This window comes from Streptomyces sp. NPDC058665 (genome assembly GCF_042714995.1).
Classification (GTDB): Bacteria; Actinomycetota; Actinomycetes; order Streptomycetales; family Streptomycetaceae; genus Streptomyces.
Window position 1 is genome coordinate 63,022 of the sequence record NZ_JBHXRX010000021.1, and the last position, 17,561, is coordinate 80,582.

The 17,561-nt window shown below is 69.3% G+C and carries 18 protein-coding genes and 1 tRNA gene; 9 read left to right on the forward strand and 10 right to left on the reverse strand.

Annotated elements, in window-relative coordinates; translation table 11 throughout:
- Positions 1–14: 14 nt before the first annotated feature.
- The 5 genes from ACFWV8_RS16040 to ACFWV8_RS16060 form a co-directional block, all read right to left on the reverse strand.
- Entirely contained in the window at positions 15–695 is a 681-nt protein-coding gene (locus ACFWV8_RS16040; RefSeq protein ID WP_384201660.1) for a class E sortase, read from the reverse strand.
- 232 nt (positions 696–927) lie between these two features.
- On the reverse strand, positions 928–2,301 hold the full coding sequence (locus ACFWV8_RS16045) for a class E sortase (RefSeq protein WP_384201663.1): 1,374 nt from the start codon (positions 2,299–2,301) through the stop codon (positions 928–930).
- Positions 2,298–2,939 carry an aminodeoxychorismate/anthranilate synthase component II gene (locus ACFWV8_RS16050; protein WP_329384935.1) on the reverse strand — a complete coding sequence of 214 codons (642 nt, stop codon included), beginning with the start codon at positions 2,937–2,939 and terminating at the stop codon, positions 2,298–2,300. Before ACFWV8_RS16050 ends, ACFWV8_RS16045 begins: the two co-directional genes overlap by 4 nt.
- Positions 2,936–3,109 carry a hypothetical protein gene (locus tag ACFWV8_RS16055; RefSeq protein WP_384201667.1) on the reverse strand — a complete coding sequence of 58 codons (174 nt, stop codon included), beginning with the start codon at positions 3,107–3,109 and terminating at the stop codon, positions 2,936–2,938. The genes ACFWV8_RS16050 and ACFWV8_RS16055 overlap by 4 nt, the downstream gene beginning before the upstream one ends.
- Positions 3,110–3,280: 171 nt before the next feature.
- Positions 3,281–4,048, reverse strand: a complete 768-nt coding sequence (locus ACFWV8_RS16060; protein ID WP_384201669.1) for a DUF881 domain-containing protein — start codon at positions 4,046–4,048, stop codon at positions 3,281–3,283.
- A 141-nt stretch (positions 4,049–4,189) separates the two neighbouring features.
- On the opposite strand from ACFWV8_RS16060, the gene crgA reads away from it, so the two are divergent.
- Complete coding sequence (gene crgA, locus ACFWV8_RS16065; RefSeq protein WP_329384941.1) at positions 4,190–4,447, forward strand: cell division protein CrgA; 258 nt, start codon at positions 4,190–4,192, stop codon at positions 4,445–4,447.
- A 316-nt stretch (positions 4,448–4,763) separates the two neighbouring features.
- On the opposite strand, the gene ACFWV8_RS16070 is transcribed toward crgA, so the two are convergent.
- The gene (locus tag ACFWV8_RS16070) at positions 4,764–5,657 is read right to left on the reverse strand and encodes a rhomboid family intramembrane serine protease (protein ID WP_384201672.1); all 894 of its coding nucleotides are present in this window, start codon (positions 5,655–5,657) and stop codon (positions 4,764–4,766) included.
- A gap of 128 nt (positions 5,658–5,785) precedes the next feature.
- Complete coding sequence (locus tag ACFWV8_RS16075) at positions 5,786–6,313, reverse strand: peptidylprolyl isomerase (RefSeq protein WP_384201675.1); 528 nt, start codon at positions 6,311–6,313, stop codon at positions 5,786–5,788.
- A 203-nt stretch (positions 6,314–6,516) separates the two neighbouring features.
- On the opposite strand from ACFWV8_RS16075, the gene ACFWV8_RS16080 reads away from it, so the two are divergent.
- Entirely contained in the window at positions 6,517–7,200 is a 684-nt protein-coding gene (locus ACFWV8_RS16080; protein WP_329384946.1) for a DUF5324 family protein, read from the forward strand.
- Positions 7,201–7,473: 273 nt separating this feature from the next.
- Here ACFWV8_RS16080 and ACFWV8_RS16085 read toward each other — a convergent pair whose 3' ends face one another.
- Together ACFWV8_RS16085 and ACFWV8_RS16090 are read right to left on the reverse strand one after the other, a co-directional pair.
- Positions 7,474–7,896: a DUF6344 domain-containing protein gene (locus tag ACFWV8_RS16085; protein WP_384201678.1), complete on the reverse strand. Its 423-nt coding sequence runs from the start codon at positions 7,894–7,896 to the stop codon at positions 7,474–7,476.
- A 165-nt stretch (positions 7,897–8,061) separates the two neighbouring features.
- Positions 8,062–8,973: an NAD(P)-dependent oxidoreductase gene (locus tag ACFWV8_RS16090; RefSeq protein WP_384201681.1), complete on the reverse strand. Its 912-nt coding sequence runs from the start codon at positions 8,971–8,973 to the stop codon at positions 8,062–8,064.
- Between the two features lie 90 nt (positions 8,974–9,063).
- On the opposite strand from ACFWV8_RS16090, the gene ACFWV8_RS16095 reads away from it, so the two are divergent.
- The 6 genes from ACFWV8_RS16095 to ACFWV8_RS16120 all read left to right on the forward strand — a co-directional run bounded on the left by ACFWV8_RS16095 (position 9,064) and on the right by ACFWV8_RS16120 (position 16,671).
- On the forward strand, positions 9,064–9,687 hold the full coding sequence (locus ACFWV8_RS16095) for a TetR/AcrR family transcriptional regulator (RefSeq protein WP_329384952.1): 624 nt from the start codon (positions 9,064–9,066) through the stop codon (positions 9,685–9,687).
- Positions 9,688–9,892: 205 nt separating this feature from the next.
- Positions 9,893–10,945, forward strand: coding sequence for an IopA (locus ACFWV8_RS16100; RefSeq protein WP_384201684.1), 1,053 nt, complete (start codon positions 9,893–9,895; stop codon positions 10,943–10,945).
- 130 nt (positions 10,946–11,075) lie between these two features.
- On the forward strand, positions 11,076–13,457 hold the full coding sequence (locus ACFWV8_RS16105) for an iron-containing redox enzyme family protein (RefSeq protein WP_384201686.1): 2,382 nt from the start codon (positions 11,076–11,078) through the stop codon (positions 13,455–13,457).
- A gap of 3 nt (positions 13,458–13,460) precedes the next feature.
- Positions 13,461–15,314: a carbamoyltransferase gene (locus tag ACFWV8_RS16110; RefSeq protein ID WP_384201689.1), complete on the forward strand. Its 1,854-nt coding sequence runs from the start codon at positions 13,461–13,463 to the stop codon at positions 15,312–15,314.
- 38 nt (positions 15,315–15,352) lie between these two features.
- Positions 15,353–15,529: a hypothetical protein gene (locus ACFWV8_RS16115; protein WP_329384960.1), complete on the forward strand. Its 177-nt coding sequence runs from the start codon at positions 15,353–15,355 to the stop codon at positions 15,527–15,529.
- A gap of 356 nt (positions 15,530–15,885) precedes the next feature.
- Positions 15,886–16,671 (forward strand): BTAD domain-containing putative transcriptional regulator, encoded by a 786-nt coding sequence (locus tag ACFWV8_RS16120; protein ID WP_384201692.1) that lies wholly within the window; start codon positions 15,886–15,888, stop codon positions 16,669–16,671.
- Positions 16,672–16,726: 55 nt separating this feature from the next.
- Here the strand turns inward: ACFWV8_RS16120 and ACFWV8_RS16125 are convergent.
- Positions 16,727–16,799, reverse strand: a tRNA-Ala gene (locus ACFWV8_RS16125).
- A 179-nt stretch (positions 16,800–16,978) separates the two neighbouring features.
- Between ACFWV8_RS16125 and ACFWV8_RS16130 the strand changes: the two genes are divergently transcribed.
- Positions 16,979–17,527, forward strand: coding sequence for a DNA-binding protein (locus ACFWV8_RS16130; RefSeq protein ID WP_189106179.1), 549 nt, complete (start codon positions 16,979–16,981; stop codon positions 17,525–17,527).
- The last annotated feature ends 34 nt before the right edge of the window (positions 17,528–17,561 follow it).

Sequence of the window (17,561 nt, forward strand, 5' to 3'; positions counted from 1 at the left end):
GGCTCAGCAGTCGCTCAGCGCAGCTCGTCCGGCTTCGTGCGGTCCGCGTCGACCTTCTCCGTGCGCTCCAGCTCGGCCCAGACGATGTAGCGGTAGTCGGACGTGTAGATGGGCGTGCACGTCGTGAGGGTCAGATAGCGGCCGGGCTTCTTCTTGCCCGACTCCTTGGGGACCGGCTTGAGCACGTCCACGTTGTACTTGGAGGTCTGCGGGAGGTCCTTGAAGACCTTGTAGACGTACCAGGTGTCCTTCGTCTCGAAGACGATCGCGTCACCGGTCTTGAGCTTGTGGATGTTGTGGAACTTCGCGCCGTGCCCGTCGCGGTGCGCGGCCAGCGAGAAGTTCCCCTCCTTCGCGGAGGGCAGCGCGGACTTGACCGGGTCGGTGTAGTAGCCGGCGACCCCGTTGTTGAGGGACTTGAGATCCGTGCCCTTCTTTACGAGGACCTCGCCGTTCTTCATCGCGGGCACGTGCAGGAAGCCGATCCCGTTCTTGATGTCGAGGGCGCCGGGGCCGCCGCGGCCCTCGGCCCAGTTGTCGCGTACCTCGTTGCCCTGTTTCGTGGCCTCGCGGTCGGCGAGCACGTTCGTCCACCACAGCGAGTAGACGACGAAGAGACCGAGCACCAGGCCCGCGGTGATGAGGAGTTCGCCGAAGACGCTGACGACGGAGGCGGTACGGCTCCGGGGACGCACCCGGGGCGCGGGCGGAACGGGCTCCGGCTCCGAAGGCCCGGCCGCGGGCTCAGATGCCGCCGGCTCCGGCGCAGAAGGCCCAAGCTCCGGATCGGCCACCCCAGTTGTCGCGGATGTATCGGTTTTCCCGGCTTCTTCGGGTGTGCTCGCGTCCCCGCCGTCGTGCTCTCTTGCCGCTGCCACAGCACCCGTCCCCTGGTCCCTGTCTCCGTCGCGATCCGGCCGGCCGGGTTCAGCCGACGAGAGCGTCGGGCTTTCCCTTACCGCGTGGCCGTTCCTCAACCATCTTGCCCCACACGATCATTCGATACGTACTGGTGAATTCCGGCGTACAGGTCGTCAACGTGATGTATCGCCCCGGCTCCGAGAACCCGGAGCCGGGCGGCACGGGACCGATGACACCCACGTTCGACGGCGCGGTCTGCGGGAGGATGCTCGCCATGTCGTACGTGTAGTACGACTCCTGCGTCTCCACGATGATCTTGTCGCCGGGCTTCAGGCGGTTGATGTAACGGAACGGCTCACCATGGGTGTTGCGGTGTCCCGCGACCGCGAAGTTCCCCTGCTTGTCGGAGGGCATGGCCGTCTTGAGCCTGCCCTCCGAGTAGTGGCCGACCATGCCCCGGTCCAGGACCTGCGCCTTGTCGATGCCCTCGGCGATCGGCACGACCACGTCCAGCTTGGGGATGTGCATGATCGCGAAACCCTGGCCGGGCTCGAAGGCCCCGGGCTGACGGCCCTTCGCCCAGCCGTCCTGGATCTTGTCCGTCTGCTTGCCCGCGTACAGATCGGCCTGGATGTTCGTCCACCACAGCTGGTACGTCACGAACAGCAGCATCAGGACACCGAGGCTGATGAAGATCTCGCCGACCGCGCGGCTGAGAATCACCCCCGGACTGTCCTTGAGAGCACGGGCGGCACGCCGCGCCTCGACGCGGGAGAGCGGCCTGCCGGGCGCTGAGGCCCCTGGAGAGCCCGCGGGGCTCCCGGCGCCCCCCGGGCGCCTATGGCCGCCTCCACGGCCGCCCTTGGCCGCCTTACGCCGCTCGGCGCGGCCCCCGGTGGCGGGTTCGGACCGCACCGGCGGGTCCTGGCCGGATTCGGAGACGGTGGGAAGCAGTGCCGTGGCTTCCCCGGCGACCTCGGCCGCCTCCGTACGGAGGCCGGTGGCCGGGTCGCCCTGGACAGGAACGTACGGCGCACCGGGATCGGGCTCCGGTACGGAAGGGGGCATCGGTCCCGGCTCCGGTACGGGAGCGGGCGTCGGCACCTGTGGGGGAATCGGCACCGCCACCGGTTCGGGCGCGACCTGCGACGCCCAGTCCTGCCCGTACCCGGCGGGCGCCTCTGTCGCGTACGGATACGGCCCGTACCCCGACCACTCCCGCTCCGCCGGCGGCTGCCCCGATATCCCGTCCCCCGCCGCCCAGGGACCGGGGGGAGTCGCGGCGGGCGGCGGCACGGGGGCCTGCCCGGGAAGCGGATCGTTCAGCGGATCCGCGAGTCCGTCCACCGCCGCCTCGAACGCGGCGGCTTCCTCGTACGGTTCGCGCTGCCCGTACGAGGCGCCGTATCCCGCGTCGTGCTCGGGGCGGAGTGCGGTCACGCGACCGCCTTGCCCACCACCGGCGCCAGGCCCGCCGACCGGCCTACGGCGCCCGGATCACCGCACTGCGCGAGCCAGTTGGCCAGCATCAGATGACCGTGCTCGGTCAGTACGGACTCGGGGTGGAACTGCACGCCCTCGACGGGCAGTTCACGGTGGCGCACACCCATGATGATGCCGTCGGCCGTACGCGCGGTGACCTCCAGCTCGTCCGGCAGGTCGGCGGGCTCGGCCGCGAGCGAGTGGTAGCGGGTGGCCGTGAAGGGCGAGGGCAGCCCGGCGAACACACCCTTGCCCTCGTGCGTGACCAGCGAGGTCTTGCCGTGCAGCAGTTCGGGGGCGCGGCCGACCACACCGCCGTACGCCACCGCCATCGACTGCATGCCGAGGCAGACCCCGAAGACGGGGACGCCGGTGGCGGCGCAGTGGCGCACCATGTCGACGCAGACACCGGCCTGTTCGGGCGCGCCGGGACCGGGGGAGAGCATCACCCCGTCGAAGCCGTCCTGGGCGTGCGCCGTGGACACCTCGTCGTTGCGCAGCACTTCGCACTCCGCGCCGAGCTGGTACAGGTACTGGACGATGTTGAAGACGAAGCTGTCGTAGTTGTCCACGACCAGGACGCGGGCGCCGCTCATGTCCTGCCTCCCGCGCCGGTCACCGTCGCGTCCCCGAACGGGAGGATCGGCTCCGCCCAGGGGAAGACGTACTGGAACAGCACGAAGACGACCGCCAGCGCCAGCACGAGCGCGATGACCGCACGCACCCACACGTTGCCCGGCAGATGCCGCCAGATCCAGCCGTACATGCTGTCCCTTCCGTTCCGTACCCGTACCCGTTCCCCGCCCCGCGCCGCAGCGACGGCGTGCGCGAACCAGACTAAGGGGCCGGGGGGTCACGTGGGCGGCGCATGGGCCAGGTGTGCCGTGGGCCTCTTTCTTCTGGAGGGGGGCCGGGCGGACCGAACGGCTCCGCCCGGCTACCTCACGGGCTCCGCGTAGTGGAGATCCACCGCGCCCGTGTAGCCGGGGAGCGTCGTCCCGCCGTGCTCGTCGACCTTCCAGCCGAGCCCGTACGCCTGTACGTACAGCTGGTAGTTCTGGATCGCGGGCGAATCGTCCAGCGCCTTCCGCAGCCTGCCCTGGTCCCCCACGGCCGTGATCTTGTACGGGGGTGAGTAGACCCGGCCCTGGAGGATCAGGGTGTTGCCGACGCAGCGCACCGCGCTGGTGGAGATCAGCCGCTGGTCCATGACCTGGATGCCGCGCGCACCGCCCTGCCAGAGTGCGTTGACGACGGCCTGGAGATCCTGCTGGTGGATGACGAGGTCGTTGGGCTGCGGTTCGGGGTAGCCCGGATTGGCCGTGGCGTCCGGCGGGGCGTCGTCCAGGGTGACGGTGAGGGCCCGGCCCGAGACCTTCTTGGTCCCCGCCGCGTCCTCCAGTTCACGCAGTTCGGCGTCCTCCGCCTTCGTGGAGCCGTCGTCGCGGTTGGCGAGCCTGTCGACGTCCTTCCGTACGGCCCCGGTGGACTCCTCCAGCTCGCCGTTCTTGTCGCTGCGCTCCTGGATCAGGTCCGAGAGCTTGAGCAGGGAGTCGTCCGTACGGAGGTTGGTGCCCTTCGCCGTGTTGAAGCTCGTGACGAAGATGAGGCCCGCGAGGGCGAAGACACCCGCTGTGAGCAGCCGGACCGGCCGCCAGACCCTTCGGCGGACCGGCCCTTCGGGGGAGTCGGCAGAATTGCTCAACGTACCCTTATCTCCTTAGGCGCCACGGAAGCACTACGCTAACGGACGCCCGGGGGAGCCAGTGTTCCCCCTGCTCCTCACCCCGGCACACCGTTTCAGTTACCTGCGCGGTCACGCAGCGCATCGACAGGAGAGTCCCTCGTGCCGAAGTCACGTATCCGCAAGAAGGCCGATTTCACTCCGCCCCCCGCGGCGAAGCAGTCGACCACGATAAACCTGTCCAACCGGAGCTGGGTGGCGCCGGTCATGCTCGCCCTGTTCCTCATCGGGCTGGCCTGGATCGTCGTCTTCTATGTGACCGAGGGTTCGCTGCCGATCGACGCCTTCGGCAACTGGAACATCGTGGTCGGCTTCGGTTTCATCGCCGCCGGCTTCGGTGTCTCCACACAGTGGAAGTAGCGACGGCCGCCGGCGTCAAGCTCTGCCCAGAGACTTATCCACAGCGCTGTCCACAGCCGGGGGAAAAGGTCTGACGATCTGTGGATAACTCCACGGCAGGTTGACGCCGGTGTGACTGGCTCACCCGCTTCGGCCGATGTGATGAAGCGTCTCGCCCCTTGTCCCTGCTGGGAAAACCCAGATCAGCGACAAGGGGCACTGCTGTTCCCCACAGAATGCACAAGATCCGACACACGCTGTGGACAACTGTGTGCTTCAGGGTCTCCGACGGCCTCGGGGCCGCGGAATCGCTGCGGGATCCCGGGCTGCCCGGGGCTCAGGTGAGCTGAGTCGTTCTGATCACGATGACCGCCACGGTCGCGAGCAGCACCACCGCGCAGGTGCCCCACTGGACCAGCGCCCTGTGCTCACGCGGCGCGTGCACGAGGCCCACGGCGATCGCCGTGCCCGCGACCAGACCGCCGAGATGCGCCTCCCAGGCGATCCCGGACCAGGTGAACGTGAAGAGCAGGTTCAGCGCGAGGAGCGCGAGGACCGGCCTCATGTCGTAGTTCATCCGGCGCATCAGGACGGCCGTGGCGCCGAGGAGACCGAAGATGGCACCCGAGGCACCGAGCGACGGCTGGTTCGGAGCGGCGATCAGATAGGTCAGGGCGCTGCCGGCCAGACCGGAGATCAGATACAGCGCGACGAAGCGCACGCGTCCGAGCGCCGCCTCCAGCGGGCCGCCGAGCCACCACAGCCCCAGCATGTTGAACGCGATGTGCCACACGGCCTGGTGCAGGAACATCGCCGTGAACAGCCGGTACCACTGCCCGTCCGCGACACCGACGATCTCGCCGATCTCCGGGTTGAAGGCGTGCCCGATGAGATCCAGCTCACCGACGACGCGCTGCTCGGCGGCGAGGACGGCGACGAAGACCGCGAGGTTGAGCCCCAGCAGGATCTTCGTGATCAGCCGGGGGTCGGCGGAGATGGTGCCGCCGGTGATCGTGCGCGGGCGGGTGGAGGTCGGGGACATGCCCGATCCGTTCGCCTCCCGTACGCAGTTCGGACACTGGAATCCGACGGAGGCGCTGATCATGCAGTCCGTGCAGATGGGGCGCTCGCAGCGGGTACAGCGGATGCCCGTCTCACGGTCCGGGTGCCGGTAACAGTGGGGTGTGGCGTCGGCGGCGGGCCGCTCCTGGCCCCCGGGCTGCTGGTCCATCTGTCCCCTCGGTACTCGTTGCGGCGGAAGGGCGCACAGCACACCGCCCTCCCCGTCCGGTATGTAACCACTACGGACGGGCAGGGCGGGAGGTTCCCCGAACGGGAATCCGAGACCTGGGACGGGTCTCAGCGGGACTCGACGAGAACCGACTCGATCCGGACTTCTTCCACCGGGCGGTCGGTGCGCGGGTTGGTCTTGGTGGCTCCGATGGAGTCCACGACCTTCTTGCTCGCCTCGTCGGTGACCTCACCGAAGATGGTGTGCTTGCGGGTCAGCCACGCGGTGGGAGCGAGGGTGACGAAGAACTGCGAGCCGTTGGTGCCCGGTCCCGCGTTCGCCATGGCCAGGAGGTAGGGCTTGTCGAAGGCGAGGTCCGGGTGGAACTCGTCCTCGAACTCGTAGCCCGGTCCGCCGGTGCCGTTGCCCAGGGGGTCCCCACCCTGGATCATGAAACCGCTGATGACCCGGTGGAAGACGGTGCCGTCGTACAGCTGGTCACTGGACTTCTTACCGGTCGCCGGGTTGGTCCATTCACGCTCGCCCTTGGCGAGCTCCACAAAGTTCTTGACCGTCTTCGGCGCGTGGTTCGGCAGGAGCCGGATCTCGATATCGCCGTGGTTGGTCTTCAGGGTGGCGTAAAGCTGCTCGGCCACGATCTGCCTTCCGTGAGTCTGCTCTGACCCTGTCGATCCTCGCACGGACGGTGGTCGCGCCGCCCGCCCCCACCCGGATGCCCGCACCGCATGCCGGTCCGGCGGGCGGCAGGCATGATTTCGAGCTGGATGGACAGGCGGAACTTTGTCCAAATAACGGGGGAAACCCCAAGCCCCTGACCGCCACCGATGAGGAGGATCCTGTGACCCGCATGGACAGCGTGCGCGCCGCTACCGATTCGGCGAGGGAGAGCGTGCTGCACGCCGCGGAAGCGGTGGCGCCCTACGCCGACACGGCCAAGGAACAGGCCGCGTTGTACGCCGAAGAGGCCCGCGTCCGGCTCGCACCCAAGGTGTCGAAAGCCGCGAAGCAGGCTCGTGTTCAGTACGGCGTGTATGTGGCGCCGCGTGTGCCGCCGAACCTCGACATGGCCGCACAGCGTGCCGCCGCGCGGACGCGCAAGGCGGCGCGTCAGGCAGCCGGCTACACGGTGCCGCGCGTCGAGCACGCGGTCTCCGTCGCACAGCCGGTGGCCGGGGAGGCGGCGGCACGTTCCGCTGCCGCCATCGCCGCGCTGCGCGGTCAGATCACGGTGAAGGAGGTCCAGAAGCTTGTGAGGAAGCATGAGCGGCGGGCCAGGTGCGGACGGCTCGCCAAGGGCCTGGTGGTCCTCGGTGTGCTGACCGGTGGCGCTGTCGCCGCGTGGAAGTGGTGGGACAAGCAGGCGAATCCCGACTGGTTGGTGGAGCCGCCCGCCGCTACCGAGGTCTCCGCGCACAACTCGTCGCTGTCGTCCGTCGACGGCAGCCAGGGTGCGCTCGACCCGGAGGTACAGGCGAAGCAGGCCAAGAACAAAGGGGCGAAGGATCGCGACGACCGCAAGTGAGTGACGGGCGGCCGGTGATCCAGGGGGTGGTGATCCGTAAGGCGGTGGTTCGGGTGTCGCGCGTGGTGTGAGCACCGCGTGTGGCACCGGTCTCGTGTGTGTCCCATGGGACACGGATGCCGCTGGTGACGCTGCTGATGCGGGCGGCGCGGATGGCGCGGATGACGCTGGCGACGCTCATGACGCGGGTGCTGCGGGTGGCTCTGGTGAAGCGGGTCACGCGGGCGCCGAGTGCGCCGCGGATGCCAGGAGTCCTGAGGGAATCCCGGTTCCTCACGCCGCCGCCGAAAGCGCCGCGTCGGCGGCCGACTTGTTGTCACGCGCGACATCGGCGTCCGTACGGGTGTCGACGGGCATCCGGCGGACCGAGGGTGACGAACCGTGCGCTTCCGCGCGGATACGCTGCTCGATGGTCGGCGGCCGGGACGTGTCCGCCGGCCGCGCGCTCTGCGGCAGTGCCCGTTGCACCGCGGGTGCCGTCACACCTCCGACCCGCGCGACGCCTTCGCCCCGTGTCAGGCCACCGCCCCGCTCCTCGGCGGCGACCGGCGGCTGACCACCCTTCGCGGGCTGCTCGGCGGGCTGATGTACGGCGGCGTCCGCCGCTGCGGGGGCGGTCAGCCCCAGGGTGGTGAGTACCGCGAAGAACGCGGTCAGGAAGGCTGTCCACAGATTCTTGACCTTGAAGGCGGCCATGGCCCCTCGCTTTCAGGTTGCGCTCGGGTTGAGCGATCTACATACCTTCCTCATGATGTGTACGCATCTTGGGAATCGAGGGACCAACGCCGCCACTGCGCAGTTCTTCTGATGAACACCACCCGTACGGTGCAACGGGCGCCGTCAATCGTTTCTCATGCCCGGTCAGGCGGCCTTCGGGCGCCCCTTCATCACCTTGAACAGGCTGGTGAAGCTGTCGTCCGCGTGCCCCTCCGCGACGCCTCGCCTGAACAGTTCCAGGACCGCCGCGGGCAGGGCGGTGTCGACCCCCGCCGCCTCGGTGGTGTGCACGACGTGCTCGATGCTGGCCACCCCCATGGCGAGCCTGTCCACGTCGCCGGGGAACTCACCGGCGTCGATCCGGGGCGTGTAGAACTCGAAGAACCGGGACATCCCGCGCGCGCTCTCCGACGCGTACGGCAGGATCTCGGCGGCCGGGATGCCGTTGGCGTCGGCGACCGCCAGGGCGTGCACCCAGCTGAGCATCGAGGTCCAGAACAGGTCCATCCCGATCTGGTAGTACAGCGCCGCCAGCCCCTGGTCCTCGCCCCGGTAGTCGGTGGTGGTCAGCACCTCAAGCGTCGGCGCCAGCTCCTCGAAGAGGTCGCGGGGGCCGCTGTAGTACGTGAAGACCTCCCGCGTGCCGATGCCGGAGGGCGGTGTGTTCACCCCGCCGGTCAGCTGCCGTGCGCCATGCCCCTCGAACCAGAGCGCGGCGGCCCGCGCCCGCTCGGGGGTGTCCGAGGTCAGATTGACGACCACCCGTCCCGGCAGGCTCGCCGCGGCCGGTTCGAGGATCGCGTACATCGCGTCGTAGTCGGTCAGGCTGAGCACGACCGGCCCGCCGGCGGCGAGGGCCTCACCGACCGAGGGAGCCTCGGTGGCGCCCCTGGCCACCAGTTCCTCGGCCTTGCCCGCGCTGCGGTTCCAGAGGGTCACCTCGTACCCCTTGTCGAGGTACGCGCCCGCCATCGCCCGCCCCATCGGGCCGAGGCCGATCACGGTCACCGCGGGCGCATCCTTGCCCGTACCCGTACTCGCATGCGTCGTCGTCACGTGTCCCACTCCCACTAGAACGAACGCTCTATCCAGTGGAGAACGTAGCACGCCGCTAGAGCGAGCGTTCTATTCAGTAGACTTGCCGCCGTGAGGACGGCGGAGCAGGACCCCACGAAGGAAAGCGAACGCCCGGTCGGCACGCGCGAGAGGATCGTCCGGGCGGCGTCGCTCCTGATGCAGCGCCAGGGCTACGACGGCACGGGGATCAAACAGATCTCGACCGAGGCCGGAGCCACACTCGGGTCGGTCTACCACTTCTTCCCCGGCGGCAAGCAGCAGCTGGCCGTCGCCGCGATCGGGCACGGCGAGCGCGAGTTCGCCGACGAGCTGCGCCTCACCCTCGACGGCGCGGCCGACCCGGCCCAGGCGGTGATCGACTGCGCCTACCGCCTGGCGGAGGGGCTGCGCGAGTCCGACTGGGTCGAGGGCTGCCCGGTCACCTCCACCGCCCTCGGCACGGCGGGGCGCGCCCCCGACATCCAGGAGGCCGCGGCTGCCGCGTTCGCGAACTGGCGCGACCTGGTGTATGCGCGACTTCGCCGCGCCGAAATCGCGGAGGACGACGCCCGCGATCTGGCCCACACCGTGATCAGCACCCTCGAAGGCGCCGAACTGGCCTCCCAGGTCTCCAGAAGCGATCGCCCCCTGCTGACAGCCGGCCGTCACCTCGCCCAACTGATCAACCTCTACGGCCCGACGACGGATTCCTGAGGCCGCGTCAGGCCATTCGGGCGGCGGCGTCCTCAAGCCGCCCTCAAGCGGCGGTCGAGCCGGAGTCGAGCCGTGATCCAGCGGGCGTCCAGCGGCGCCTGAGCCGGAGTCGAGGTGCGGAAGGGAGAGTCGGGGCCGAGGGCACGGCAGCCCCGGGGGCCGTGACTCCGCACGGGCGCCCGCCACCGGCTCAAGGGGGACTCCCGTGGAACAGCAGGCGAAGCTGACTCCGCAGATGAAGCATTACGAGGATTTCGCGGGCGCGGACATCCGCTGGATGCCGTACGTCATGTTCTACAACCGGACCGACTACCGGTCTCCCGCGATCAACACCGACTCCGCCGGCTTCCGGATAACGGAGACCGACAACGGCCCTGTATCGCTCGGCGAACCCCTCCCCGAAGGGGAGGTGAGCCTGATCCTCGGCGCCTCCACCGCCTTCGGATTTGGTGCGACCGCCGACGCCCACACCATCCCCTCACTGCTCTCGCAGGGCGAGGGCACGGTGCCGTGGCTCAATCTCGCGGCCCCGGCGTTCAACTCCACCCAGGAACTGATCGTCTTCCTGATGCACCGGCACAGCCTGCCCCGGGTCCGGGACATCGTCGTCTTCTCCGGGCTCAACAATCTGGTGGTCTCCGGGCTCCCCGGCGCGGACGAGGGGTACGGGCAGTTCTTCTTCTCCGGGCCGTTCTTCCGTCAGCTGGGCATCATGACCGACCAGTTCGAGAAGCCCGGCCAACAGCCCGGGAAGCTCGCGCGGGCCGCCCGGCGTATCGGGCTCGGCGGCGGGGCGGACAAGGCGAAGGACACCGACAAGCCTGCGCTGGCCGACCCGGACGCGCGGATCGAGGTCGCGCTCCGCAACGCGCTCCGCGATCTCGACACGCTCCAGTACCTGGCCGTGCCGACCGGGGCGCGTGTGCGGTACGTACTCCAGCCCACCGCGTCCTGGTGCGGAAAGTCCCTCACCGCCGAGGAGAAGCTCCTCATCGAGGAGAACTACACCGAACGCGGCGGGGTGTGGGATCTCTTCCGGCAGATCCTCGAACCCTCGGTCCACGCCGTCTACTCGCAGGCGCTGGCGGACGCGTGCAAGACGCGCGGAATCGACTTTCTCGACCTCAACGCCGCCTTCAAGGTGGCGCCGAGCAGGGACTCCTGGCTGTTCACCGACCAGCCGCACCTCAACGACGACGGCAACCGCGTGGCGGTGGACATCATGAACGCCGAACTGGGTCTCAACAGGCCGGCGTGACAGAGACCACGGGAATGAGGTGATCAGCCGTGCTCAAGAAACTCCTGGCGCTCTTCCGGCGACGCAAGAAGAAGCCTCGCAAGGACAACACCATCTACCCGATGTTCTGAGCGGAAGGAACGCGACCGCCATGTACCGCGCCCTGTATCTGCGAGCACTGGCCCCCGAGGGCCCGCTGCCACTGTCCGCCCGGGACGTGGAACTCGTACGGGCCGCTCTGCCGGCACCTGAAACGAACGGCGCGGCGGGCGACGCGGCGGGCGCGGGCGAGCAGACGGGCGCGAGCGGGCATGGGGACGACGCCGCGCTTCCGGATCTGATGGAGACGGTCCGGCGGTGGAGCGGCGAGGAGGCGGACCGGTTCGCCTTGGTGCTCGAAGGGCCGGAGGCCGTACGCGGCGTGCTGCGCGACTGCGCGCCGCTGGCCCTCTCCGCCGGTGCCTGGCTCCAGTGGATCCCCAGTCCGGGCAACTCCGAGACCGAACCGGTCCTCAGGGTGCTCACCCTCTACGCCTCCGATGTCGGCGCCGGGCTGCCGCTCTCGGATCGCGGCAGCGCGTACCGTGCCCTGCTCCGCCGGCACCGGATCGCCGAGGAGCAGCCGGGGGTACGGCTGGCGAGCAGTGAGTACGTCGAGACCGCCGGCTTCCGGCTGATCGCGCTGCTGCTCGCGATGAGCAGGCAGCCCGGCGAGTTCCTGCCGGAGATCCTCGGGGCGGACCTCTGTCTGCGGGCGGTGGGGACGCCGCCCGCGGTCGCGGCCGTGCTCGGGTCGGGCGGTGCCGGGGGCGACGACCTGGAGAGCCTGGACATGGGCGGGGCCCGGCCGGGCGCCGCGCCCACCGCACGGGAGTTGTCGCTGGCCGCCGCCCGCGCGTACATCGAGGAACGGTCCGCCCTGGCGGGCCCGGCGGGCGGCCAGGAGGCGGAGCGCCGGCTGCGGCTCGGCTTCCACTGGGCCGCGCGCGAAGTGCGCTCCTGGAGCGCCCGGCTGCTCGACGAGACGTCGCTGGCCCGCCACCCGGACCACGGCGTCTGGCGGCTGATCTGCCGCCGGGCCCGTCAGGCGGCCGTCTACCACTCCGACTACGAACTCGACGGCCGTCCGCTCTCCGACTGGTTCGCCGACGTGGACGCCGGGCCCGGTCCTTTCCTCACCGCGCTGTCCCGGAGCAGGCTCGTACGCCCGGGGAAACCGGACTCAAGTCCTCTGCTGGGTGGGCTCGTAGCGCCCGACGGGCCGATGTTCCGGATCTTCACGGAGGAAGACATCGCGGTGCTCCGCCGGTGGATCGCGCATCTGCCGCCGGAAGGCGCGGAGCCGCATCCGGAGGACGGTCTTCCGCCCGCCCACCACGAGGCACTGCGCGAGGCGCAGCGCGCCTGGCATGCCCAGGACGCGGACCTTGACACCGGCCTCGACCCCGCTCGGGACGCCGTTGAGGATGCCGGTCGCGCGGATCCGGAAGGCGGGTCCACCACTTCTCCGGTGCGTCCCGGCCGCCGCCGTACCTCCGCCGCACGCTCCCGCCCCACGGCCCGCGGCGCTTACCGAAGCCTCCTCAGCCGTGCCGACTCCCCGGCCCTGCGCGAATTCGCGTACTCCTACGCGACCCGCTGGCTGGCCCGTTCCCGTTACGCACCGCACCGCGCGCCCGAGCGACTGCCCGTGCACTGGGACGCGGAGCACGGACTGCGTCAATGGCTCACCCGCGCGCACGACCGGCACGCCGAGACCTTCCAAGAAAGCGACGTCGAGCTGCCCTCACGCGAAGAGCTGATCGACTCCACCCTCCAGCTCGCCCCGCTGATCATGATCGACGGAGGCTGGCTCCAGGGCTTCACCGACTATCAGCACGCCTCGTCCCGCTCCGGCCACCTGCTCTTCCGGACCTACTGGGACGAACTAGGCAACGGCGAGTCCGACCTCAACCATCCACGCATCTACCGCGCGCTGCTGAGCGAGATGGGCATCGATCTGCCCGCCACCGCGTCACCGGAGTTCAGCGCCTGGCCGGACTTCCGTGACGAGGCGTTCTCGATGCCGGTCTACTGGCTGAGCATCTCGCGCTTCCCCGAGACCTTCATGCCGGAGATCCTCGGGCTCAACCTCGCCATGGAACTGTCCGGTGTCGGTGGCAGCTACCGCAGTGCGCGGGTGGGGCTGAAGCACCACGGTTTCAGCACCCAGTTCGTGGATCTGCACAACACCATCGACAACGTCGCCACCGGGCACTCCGCCTGGGCCGCGGACGCGATCGACAGCTATCTGGCCGATCTGCCCGGAGTCCTCGGGCCCGGCAGGACCCACGACATCTGGGAGCGGATCAAGGTGGGCCACCGCTCGCTCAATCCGCCGAGCGGCCGGGCGGCGGAGCTGTACGCCGCGTTCCACACCCGGCGCGCGAATCGCGCCCGGCGCCCGGACCACCCGGCGCATCGGGCCCCCGAGGCACACCAGGACCGCCCGCACCGGCCGGCACACCCGGACCACCTCGATCTGAGGAGCTGACCCATGGCCATGCGTACCCCGGCCACCACCGTTCTCGGCCTCTCCGCCTACTACCACGACAGCGCCGCCGCCCTGGTCGGCGAGAACGGCATCATCGCGGCTGCGCAGGAGGAGCGGTTCAGCAGGCGCCGGCACGATCCGTCCTTCCCCGAACTGGCCGTCCGTTACTGCCTCGACGAAGGCGGCGCGAAGCTCGGCGACCTCGACCGGATCGCCTACTACGAGCAGCCCGCACGTAAATTCCGCCGGGTGCTCGCGACATATCTGGGGACCGCGCCCCGTACCTGGAGCTCCTTCCGCGAAGTCGCACCCGCCTGGCTGGGGTGGAAGCTGCGTACGGCCTCCGAGGTCCGCGACCGGCTGGCGGAGCTGGGACTCGGCCCTGTACCCGACATCGAATGCTTTGAGCACCACGAGTCGCACGCGGCGTCCGCCTTCCTGCCGAGTCCCTACGAATCGGCGGCCGTGCTCTGTGTGGACGGCGTGGGTGAGTGGACCACCACCTCCATCTGGCACGGCACCGGTGACCGCGTCGCGCCGGTGGCCGAGCTGTCCTTCCCGCACTCCCTGGGGCTGCTCTACTCCTCCTTCACCTACTTCTGCGGCTTCAAGGTCGACTCCGGCGAGTACAAGCTGATGGGCCTCGCGCCGTACGGCAAGCCCGTCTACGCACCACTGATCCGTGAGCACCTGATCGACCTGAAGGACGACGGCTCGTTCCGGCTCGACACCCGGTTCTTCGAGTTCCTGCACGGCCAGGTGATGACCGGGCGCCGCTTCGAGCAGCTCTTCGGGGGGCCGCGCCGGGAGCCCGAAGGACCGCTCACGGAGCGGGAGTTCGACCTCGCCGCTTCGGTGCAGCAGGTCACCGAAGAAGTGATGCTCAAGCTGGCCCGTACGGCACAGCGGCTCACCGGCGAGAGCCACCTGTGCATGGCCGGGGGTGTGGCGCTGAACTGCGTGGCCAACGGGAAGATCGTGGAGAGCGGCCTCTTCGAGGAGGTCTGGGTGCAGCCGGCCGCGGGGGACGCGGGCGGCGCGCTCGGCGCCGCGCTGCTGGCCAGGCGGGACGGACCCGGCACGGAGCGCACGCATACGCGCGAGTCCCGTGACGCCATGCGTGGTTCGCGCCTCGGGCCGGGTTTCGACAGCGACGAGATCAAGGCCTTCCTGGACGCCCGCTCGCTCCCCTGCACCCGCCTCCGTGCGGAGGAGCTCTCGCGCAGGGTCGCGGGGGAGCTGGCCGAGGGGAAGGTGGTGGGGTGGTTCCAGGGGCGGATGGAGTTCGGGCCGCGGGCCCTCGGCTCCCGTTCGATCCTCGGGGACGCGCGGAATCCGACGATGCAGTCGGTCATGAACCAGAAGATCAAGTTCCGGGAGTCCTTCCGGCCCTTCGCCCCGATCGTGATGGCCGAGCACACCGAGGAGTACTTCGACCTGCGACAGCCGAGCCCGTACATGCTCGTCGTGGCGGCGGTCGCCGAGCGGCAGCGGATCGAGGCCGATGTCGCGGCCGACGCGACAGGGCTCGACCGCCTTCGGGCGCGCCGGTCGACGGTCCCGGCGGTGACGCATGTGGACCACTCCGCGCGCGTCCAGACGGTCACGGCCGACCATGACCCGCGACTGCACCGGTTGCTGGGCGACTTCAACGAACTGACCGGCTGCCCGGTCCTGGTCAACACGTCCTTCAACGTGCGCGGCGAGCCGATCGTGGCGACCCCCGAGGACGCCTACCGGTGCTTCATGCGTACGGACATCGACACGCTGGCGCTCGGTGACTTCCTGCTGGAGAAGCCCGCCCAGCCCGCCTGGTCGGAGAAGGACGACTGGCGCGACCTGATACCGCTGGACTGAGGGACTGAGGGACTGAGGACAACGAGAGGACATTGCCCATGAGCGGGATACGGCACCTCGCCGCCTCCGTGCTGCTCGCCGCCGTCTATCTGCTGGTGATCACTCCGATCGGGCTCGTGGCACGGGTGGTACGTGATCCTCTACGGCGTCGGCCCGACCGCGGAGCGCCCACCTACTGGAACCATCGCGACCGAATCGCGCCACGGGGCGAATGATTCGGGCCCACGCACCCCACGGGTTTCAGAAATTGGCTGATAGTCGGCTGCGACGGATCATGGGGTCGCATTACCGTGACCCACATCGCTGGGTTGACCAGTGAGCCAAGGGGGATTACGGGGATTGGTCAGCGAAATGCGGCGCACCCACGGCCGACCACCGTGGTGGAGTTACGGAAAGTAATTCCGGAATTCCGCATTCTCGTCTGATGGGCTTGTCCGGCCGCAGGCATGGGCCGGGCGTGGCATGGGCTGCTCCGCACCGGACGACCGGTGCCGACGACCCGCGCCGCCGGGGCACCTCTTGGTTCATACGTGCGGCCAAGATGTTGCCTATTCACATACGGAGGTGCCGTATGGATATCGAAGTGCTGGGTCCTCTGAGTGTCCGGATCCATGACAGGTCGATCGTGCCGAGGGCAGGCAAACCAAGACAGTTGCTCGCCCTTCTCGCCCTGCGCGCGGGTCGCATGGTTCCGGTTTCCACACTCATGGACGAGATATGGGGCGACCGCATTCCGCGGAGCGCCCCGACCACCTTGCAGACGTATGTACTGCAACTTCGACGACTCATCGGCGACGCCTTGCCCGCGGACTCGCCGCTCTCCCCCAAAGACGTTCTGACAACCCATTTCGGCAGCTATCAACTGAACGCGCCCGCGGTCACCTGTGACGTGAACACCTTCACGGACATGAGCGCCACGGCCGGCGAGGCGCTGGCGCGGGGCGACGACGCCGCGGCGTCCTGGACGCTGGGCGAGGCTCTCGCCCTGTGGCGCGGGGCGGCCCTGGCCGACGTCCCGGCCGGCCGCGTGCTGGAGACGGAGGTGCTCGGCCTGAACGAGCAGCAGACGCGTGCGCGAGAACTCCGTATCGAAATCGATCTGCGGCTCGGCCGGCACAACGAGATCCTGAGCGAACTGCTGATGCTGACCGCGCAGCGCCCGCTCGACGAGAATCTCTGCGGCCACCTGATGACAGCCCTGCACCGGGCGGGCCACACCTGGCGGGCGCTTGAGGCCTTCCAGCGTCTGCGGACTACTCTGGTCGACGAACTCGGCGTCGAGCCGTCCGCACGCGTACAACGCCTCCACCAGCATGTACTCGGCGGGAGACCGATCCCGCAGGGCCGCGCGGCCTGATACGGAAGAAGGCCCTCCGACCACGTTTCCGCAGTCGGAGGGCCCTCAAGAGGTGTGGAGCCTAGGGGAGTCGAACCCCTGACATCTGCCATGCAAAGACAGCGCTCTACCAACTGAGCTAAGGCCCCGGAAGGGGTGTACGACGGTTCCGCAGGGCACGCCGGTGACCGCCTGGAACAGAGTACCGGGTGTCCCCCGTGATCCCACAAAAGGATTGGGACTCCCGGTGCGCGACCCCGCTCCGTAGGATGCCCCAGAGGTTCGCAGCAGCGAAGCTGCCGCCTGGGGAAGCGATGGGGAGACGCGAATGGACGCCGCACAGCAGGAATCGACAGCAAGAGCCCGGGAACTTCAGCGCAGCTGGTACGGAGAACCGCTGGGAGCCCTCTTCCGCCGGCTGATCGACGACCTGGGGCTGAATCAGGCCAGGCTCGCCGCAGTGCTCGGTCTGTCGGCCCCGATGCTCTCGCAGCTGATGAGCGGCCAGCGCGCCAAGATCGGAAATCCCGCCGTGGTCCAGCGCGTTCAGGCGCTCCAGGATCTCGCGGGCCAGGTCGCCGACGGCAGCGTCAGCGCCGCCGAGGCCACCGCCCGGATGGAAGAGGTCAAGAAGTCGCAGGGCGGCTCAGTCCTCACCGCCACCAGCCAGACGACCAACAGCACGGGCGCACCGACCGTGCGGCGGGTCGTCCGCGAGATCCAGTCACTGCTGCGGTCGGTCGCCGCCGCCGGTGACATCATCGACGCGGCGGACTCCCTCGCACCGAGCCACCCCGAGCTGGCAGAGTTCCTCCGGGTATACGGAGCCGGGCGCACCGCCGAGGCGGTCGCGCACTACGAGGCGCACCAGAACTAGGCCGGAGCCGGGCACGGGTGAGACCGCTGCCGAG

Bases quoted from the DNA above. Each gene is read 5' to 3' on its own strand.
- ACFWV8_RS16055 (WP_384201667.1), bottom strand. From the start codon at position 3,109: ATGTACGGCTGGATCTGGCGGCATCTGCCGGGCAACGTGTGGGTGCGT.
- ACFWV8_RS16130 (WP_189106179.1), top strand. From the start codon at position 16,979: ATGGACGCCGCACAGCAGGAATCGACAGCAAGAGCCCGGGAACTTCAG.
- ACFWV8_RS16050 (WP_329384935.1), bottom strand. From the start codon at position 2,939: ATGAGCGGCGCCCGCGTCCTGGTCGTGGACAACTACGACAGCTTCGTC.
- ACFWV8_RS16070 (WP_384201672.1), bottom strand. From the start codon at position 5,657: ATGGACCAGCAGCCCGGGGGCCAGGAGCGGCCCGCCGCCGACGCCACA.
- ACFWV8_RS16115 (WP_329384960.1), top strand. From the start codon at position 15,353: ATGAGCGGGATACGGCACCTCGCCGCCTCCGTGCTGCTCGCCGCCGTC.
- ACFWV8_RS16110 (WP_384201689.1), top strand. From the start codon at position 13,461: ATGGCCATGCGTACCCCGGCCACCACCGTTCTCGGCCTCTCCGCCTAC.
- ACFWV8_RS16105 (WP_384201686.1), top strand. From the start codon at position 11,076: ATGTACCGCGCCCTGTATCTGCGAGCACTGGCCCCCGAGGGCCCGCTG.
- ACFWV8_RS16120 (WP_384201692.1), top strand. From the start codon at position 15,886: ATGGATATCGAAGTGCTGGGTCCTCTGAGTGTCCGGATCCATGACAGG.
- ACFWV8_RS16085 (WP_384201678.1), bottom strand. From the start codon at position 7,896: ATGGCCGCCTTCAAGGTCAAGAATCTGTGGACAGCCTTCCTGACCGCG.